Origin of the sequence: Thermorhabdus hydrogeniformans, from assembly GCF_049310025.1 — a bacterium.
Taxonomy (GTDB): domain Bacteria; phylum Bacillota; class Thermosediminibacteria; order Thermosediminibacterales; family Tepidanaerobacteraceae; genus JBJYKD01.
The window spans coordinates 1-1,228 of the sequence record NZ_JBJYKD010000070.1; the positions used below are offsets into that span (position 1 = coordinate 1).

At 40.4% G+C, this 1,228-nt stretch carries 1 protein-coding gene; it reads right to left on the bottom strand.

Annotation, left to right across the window (positions count from 1 at the left end):
* Positions 1-204: 204 nt before the first annotated feature.
* The coding region (locus ACKX14_RS15490) for an IS110 family RNA-guided transposase (RefSeq protein ID WP_422449258.1) at positions 205-1,228 on the bottom strand (1,024 nt) is incomplete at its 5' end.

The following is a 1,228-nucleotide window of genomic DNA, read 5'->3' on the forward strand; positions in this document are numbered from 1 at the left end:
GTTAGTTTTTATTTTTCAAGCCGTATTTGGTTAAATATGGATTGGGGAAAAGGGGGAGTTTTTACACTGGAATCAATTATATATTTAATTAAATATAGGGGTGGGTAGCTTGAAAAATAACACAACATAAGGTAAAAAAGGGCGCACTAAACCAAGGCCTTTGAAAGCCCCAAAAAAAATTAAATCTCGATTTTAAGCTATAAGTTACGCCACAGAAATATCAGAAGCTTTTATGACACCATTGGAGATCAAAAGTTTCACTGCTTGTTTAATAGCCTTCTCCTTCTGCTTTTCCAGCATTTCTTGTGGCATATCAATCTTATATAAATCGCTTGGATTCCACTCTTCACCAGTAACAAACATATTGTAAATAGCAGTAAGTATCATCCTTGCGATAGCAATAATTGCTCTTTTCTTGCCTCTCCTTTTGCAGATGCGTTCGTACTTGATTCTGTAGTAAGAAGATTTATCCGATTTCACGGCTGCATGGGCAACTTGTACCAATGCAGGTTTGAGGTAGACACCGGCACGTGTAATTCGGACAGATTTCTTCTTACCGGCAGATTCATTATTGCCAGGCGTTAATCCCGCCCAGCAGCACAAACGCTTGGAGTTGGCAAACTGAGACATATCGGTGCCAATCTCAGAGATGATGGTAATTGCAGATATCCTATCAACTCCGGGAATGGTACAAAGGAGTTTGATAGCACTTTCATAAGGTTTAACCATTTTATCAAGCTTTTCATCCAGTTCAGCAATGGATTTAGTTACGTATTCAAGATGAGAACGAACCATTACCATACGCTCTTTTTGTTCATGAGTCATCTGATATCCTTCGATAGATTCAACCACGGCATCCGCTTTTTTCTTCAATGATTTCTGAAGAAGGGAAGTACAGTAATCCGGGTCAAACGAATCAGAAGAAATCAAGTAGTCCGTGATGGAAGAGGCAGATTTGCCAAACATGTCGGAAACGACAGCATCAAGGGCTACATTACAGACGGTGAAAGCATTCTGGAAACGGTTCTTCTCACTGCTTTTGCAGGAAACAAGTTTAGAGCGGTAGCGGGTGTATTCACGAAGAATACGAATTGGTTTGTCGGGGATATAACTTCCCGGGACTAAACCGAGGCGGAAAAGATCTCCAATCCACTTTGAATCTTTGGTATCATCCTTGTTTCCCTTTACAGCCTTCACCCATTTAGGGTTGGCAATGGTGATACGAATA